We start from the raw sequence: 3949 nt of genomic DNA, 5'->3' as shown, positions 1-3949 counted from the left end.
TCCCAGACACGCTCCGGCGGCGCGACGAGGTCGACGTCCGCGGCGGAGCGGGTGACGGCCGCGACGCGCTGCAGGTCCGCGACCTCGGCGCGGCACCGGGCGCACGCAGCGAGGTGGGCAGCGACCTCGTCGTCCGCCACCGCCCCGGTGACCGCGAGCATCGCGAGCGTCTCGTCGTCCACGTGCTTCACTCGATCACCTCCAGACGTGTTCGGAGCCGAGCCAGACTCCGATGGATGTGGCTCTTCACGGTGCCCAGGGGGATCTGCAGTCGCTCCGCGATCTCACGATGGCTGAGGTCCTCGTAGAAGGCCAGTCGCATGACGCGGCGCGGCTCCTCGTCGAGGCGGTCGAGCTCCCCGGCGACGAGTGCACGTTCAGCCAGGTCGAACGGCGACTCCGGCGCCACGACGGTCTCCTCGACGACCGTCGGATCGGCGGTCGGAGCATGCCGGGCGCGCTCGGCGAACGCGTCGGCGATGCAGTTCCGGGTGATGCCGACGAGCCACGCGCCGAGCGGTCCACGTCCGGGGTCGAAGCTCCGCGCCCGCCGCCAGGCCTTGACGAAGACCTGCTGGGTGACGTCCTCCGCGGCCATCGGGTCGCGCAGTGCCCGGAGCGCCAGGGTGTGCACGAGCGGCGACCACCGGTCGTACACGGCACGCAGGGCGGCCTCGCTCCCGGCGCTGAAGGCGTCGGAGAGCTCGCCGTCGTCGGGGAGGGTGGTCGTCACGTGGTCCTGTCGTCGGGGCGGTCGGCACTGACCGTGTGTCGATGGTACGGGCGGCGGGGCGGCGGGGTACGTCGGGCGCACGGTCGTGTCTCCCGGGTCATGACACCGGCGTCGCGGTGATGACGAGGTTGCTCTCGTAGTGGTGGGTCCGCTCGTCGAACACGCCGCCGCAGGTGACGAGCACGAGCCGCCGGTCGCCGTCCGTGCGGAAGATGCGGTCCCAGGGGAGTCCGCGCTTCTCGAGCAGCGACACGGAGTCGATCCGCCAGCGGGTCGCGGCGCCGGCGGTGTCGGTGACGGTGATGGTCCGACCGTCCGGGACGTCGCGCAGGTGGGCGAACGGGCCGGTGCCGTACCCGACCGCGTCGACGTGGGCGGCGAGGACCACCGTGCCCTCGGTGGAGGCCGGGGCGGCGCCGTACCGGTACCAGCCCGCGACGGCCGGGTCCGGCGGGAGTGCCATCGCGCCCTGGGCGTCGACGCCCTCGGGGCGGACGGGCGCGGTGACGCCGGCCCAGTCGACGCTGACCTCCGCGGGTGCCGCCGCAGCCGGAGCGACCGGCGGGACCGTCGCGGCCTGCTGCGGCACCGCGGTCGAGAACGCCGCCGGGGGAGGCGTCGGGGTGCTCGAGGGGGCGAGGGAGGGGTGCCCGCCGGGGAGGGGGCCAGCCGGCGAGCACCCGGTCAGGACGGCGACGGCCGCCGCGGCGACGGCGACCGCCGCCACGGACGGCCGTACCGTGCGGTGCACGATCAGCGACCGGTGTCCTGCCGACCGGCGTCCGCGGTGCGACGCCGACGGACCACGACGGTCCCGAGTGCCGCGGCTGCGAGGAGCGCGGCAGCGGCACCGATCCACGGCGCGACGTCGGGCTGGTTCGTCGCGACGAGGCCCGCGTTGCCGGCGGGGACGCCGTTCGGGGTGCCACCGAGGCCGGAGATCGTCTGCGTCGCGAGGGCGAGGTCCTCGTCCTCGAGGCTGCCCCACGCGTAGACGATCGTGTCGGTGCCGGCCGTGACCGCGACGTCCGCCGGGCCGATCACCGGGGTGGTGGTGCCGGCTGCCGCGACCGAGGCCGAAACGGTGCCCGCGGGGAGCTCGAGCGCCTTCTCGTCCGGGTTCGACAGCCCGGAGATCACGGCCTTGCCGCCGGCCAGGACGTCGACGGCGGGGGCGGCGGCGACGTGGCGGACGACGAGACGGCCCTGCCCGGCCGGGGTGGCCGAGGTGTCGTTCGTGAAGAGCGTCGCGGTCGGCCCGCCGCTGGTGCTGTCGTGTGCGACCGCGGTGTAGTCGCCGCCGGCGTCGAGCGAGACGTCGACCGGGCCGATGATCGGCTTCGAGTCGTCCGTCGCGTCGCCGGCGGTGATCGCGATCGTGTGTGCTCCGGCGGGGACCATCATCGGGCCGGCGAGGGTGCCGGGCGTGAAGTCGTCGAGGGCGCGCTTGCCGTCGAGGTAGACGTCGACGGTGACGGACGGGACGGCGTGCAGGACGGAGAGGGTCGCGTCGCCGGTCGCGGCGGTCGCCGTGGCGGCGGGCAGCACCGCGGCGGTGGCGGCGAGCAGCACACCGGATGCGAGGCCGGCGGCGAGGGTCTTCTTGCGCATCGTTGTCGTCTCCTTCTCTGGCCCGGGACGGGCCGGTCGGTTCGACGTCGTCCTCGACGTCGCACAGGTACTACCGACGGTCCAGGCGCTCCGGTTGCGCTCGGTTGCTGGGGGTTCGCTCACGGATCTGTCCCCCGTTCCGTACCCCGACGACGTCGCTGGGTGCCCGGCGCTTACGACCGGGCGTTCCGGACCGATAACCCTCGGTGCACGCCCACGGAAGGGCGGCATCCCGCCCCACGGACGGCGGCGGGACGATCGAGAACCAGGACGGGCCATGATCGTCGTCACACGACTCAACGGCAGCGGCTTCGCTGTGAACCCGGACCTCGTGGAGCGCATCCAGGAGACGCCGGACACCACCCTCATCATGGTCGACGGCGCGAAGTACATCGTGCGGGAGTCCATGGACGAGGTCATCGACCTCATCGCCGCGTACCGCGCCCGCATCGTCGGGATGGCGTACGGCACCGACGGCCAGGCGAACCGCCACGCGACCGGCCCGGTCCCCACGCTCGCCCCGGTGGCGCCGCTGCACGCGCACGACGGGGGGCGCTGACGTGGACATCGCGACGATCATCGGCATCCTCCTCGCGTTCGGTGCGCTCTTCGGCATGGTCGAGATGGAGCACGTCGAGCTCGGCGGGCTCTTCCTGCCCGCGCCGATGCTGCTCGTGTTCGGAGCCACGATCGGCTGCGGCATCGCGAGCACGACACTCAAGGACGCGATCGCCTCGTTCAAGGCGGTCCCGAAGGCGTTCACGGGCAAGGTCACCCCGCCGCAGTCCGTCATCGACGACGTGGTCGGGCTCGCCGAGACCGCTCGGGCGAACGGGCTCCTCGCGCTCGAGCAGGAGGCCGACAAGCACGACGACCCGTTCATGAAGAAGGCGCTGCAGAACATCGCCGACGGCACCGACGGCGACGAGCTCCGGATCCTGCTCGAGGACGAGATCGAGTCGAACGCCGCTCCCGTGCGCAGCGCGAGCGCGTTCTTCATGGGCCTCGGCGGGTTCGCCCCGACCGTCGGCATCATCGGTACCGTCGTGTCGCTGACGCACGTGCTCGCGAACCTCGGCAAGCCGGACGAGCTCGGCCCGCTCATCGCCAGCGCGTTCGTCGCGACCCTGTGGGGCCTCCTCACCGCGAACTTCCTCTGGCTGCCGATCGGCGGCAAGCTCCGGAAGCTCGCGCAGCTCGAGTCCGACCGGCAGACGCTCCTCATGGAGGGCCTGCTCGCGGTGCAGGCCGGCAGCCAGCCGCGCCTCCTCGGTGAGCGTCTCAAGGCCATGGTCCCGCCGGCGGCGCGGATTGCGGACGCGAAGTCGGCGAAGAAGTCCGCGGCCGACGACGACCAGCAGCTGGCGGCCTGACGATGAGCGCCAACCCCCGTGGCCGTGGCCGTGGCCGGGCGAAGAAGGGCCACGACGAGGCCGAGCACCCCGACGAGCGCTGGATGGCGTCCTACATGGACATGATCACCGTCCTGATGTGCATGTTCCTCGTGCTCTTCGCGATGTCGACGGTCGACCAGCAGAAGTACATCGCCCTGAAGAACTCGCTCGCGACCGGGTTCGGCGAGGTGAAGTCGCAGAAGATCGACAC

6 protein-coding genes and 1 pseudogene are annotated in these 3949 nt (G+C 72.7%); 3 read left to right on the top strand and 4 right to left on the bottom strand.

Translation table 11 applies throughout. The annotated features are described in order from the left end of the window. From ACSW7Y_RS16500 to ACSW7Y_RS16485, 4 genes and pseudogenes are all read right to left on the bottom strand, one after another. Positions 1–182: pseudogene (locus ACSW7Y_RS16500) on the bottom strand (hypothetical protein); the annotation flags it as partial. Between the two features lie 5 nt (positions 183–187). Then, positions 188–733: an RNA polymerase sigma factor gene (locus ACSW7Y_RS16495; protein WP_438127323.1), complete on the bottom strand. Its 546-nt coding sequence runs from the start codon at positions 731–733 to the stop codon at positions 188–190. Positions 734–830: 97 nt separating this feature from the next. Then, a complete protein-coding gene (locus ACSW7Y_RS16490; protein WP_438127322.1) occupies positions 831–1460 on the bottom strand; it encodes a class F sortase in 630 nt (209 codons plus the stop codon). A gap of 26 nt (positions 1461–1486) precedes the next feature. Continuing rightward, on the bottom strand, positions 1487–2344 hold the full coding sequence (locus tag ACSW7Y_RS16485) for a DUF4397 domain-containing protein (RefSeq protein ID WP_438127321.1): 858 nt from the start codon (positions 2342–2344) through the stop codon (positions 1487–1489). 277 nt (positions 2345–2621) lie between these two features. On the opposite strand from ACSW7Y_RS16485, the gene ACSW7Y_RS16480 reads away from it, so the two are divergent. From ACSW7Y_RS16480 to ACSW7Y_RS16470, 3 genes are all read left to right on the top strand, one after another. Beyond that, positions 2622–2903: a flagellar FlbD family protein gene (locus ACSW7Y_RS16480; RefSeq protein ID WP_438127320.1), complete on the top strand. Its 282-nt coding sequence runs from the start codon at positions 2622–2624 to the stop codon at positions 2901–2903. 1 nt (position 2904) lies between these two features. Continuing rightward, complete coding sequence (locus ACSW7Y_RS16475) at positions 2905–3717, top strand: motility protein A (RefSeq protein ID WP_438127319.1); 813 nt, start codon at positions 2905–2907, stop codon at positions 3715–3717. Between the two features lie 2 nt (positions 3718–3719). Next, a partial coding sequence (locus ACSW7Y_RS16470) for a flagellar motor protein MotB (RefSeq protein WP_438127318.1) occupies positions 3720–3949 on the top strand: 230 nt, incomplete at its 3' end.

Origin of the sequence: Curtobacterium flaccumfaciens, from assembly GCF_051548005.1 — a bacterium.
Lineage (GTDB): Bacteria > Actinomycetota > Actinomycetes > Actinomycetales > Microbacteriaceae > Curtobacterium.
The sequence above is the reverse complement of the archived record's forward strand: the minus strand, read 5'-3'. Positions and strand labels throughout refer to the sequence as shown.

Coding starts and splice junctions, on each gene's coding strand:
- ACSW7Y_RS16485 (WP_438127321.1), bottom strand. CDS start 2,344: ATGCGCAAGAAGACCCTCGCCGCCGGCCTCGCATCCGGTGTGCTGCTC.
- ACSW7Y_RS16480 (WP_438127320.1), top strand. CDS start 2,622: ATGATCGTCGTCACACGACTCAACGGCAGCGGCTTCGCTGTGAACCCG.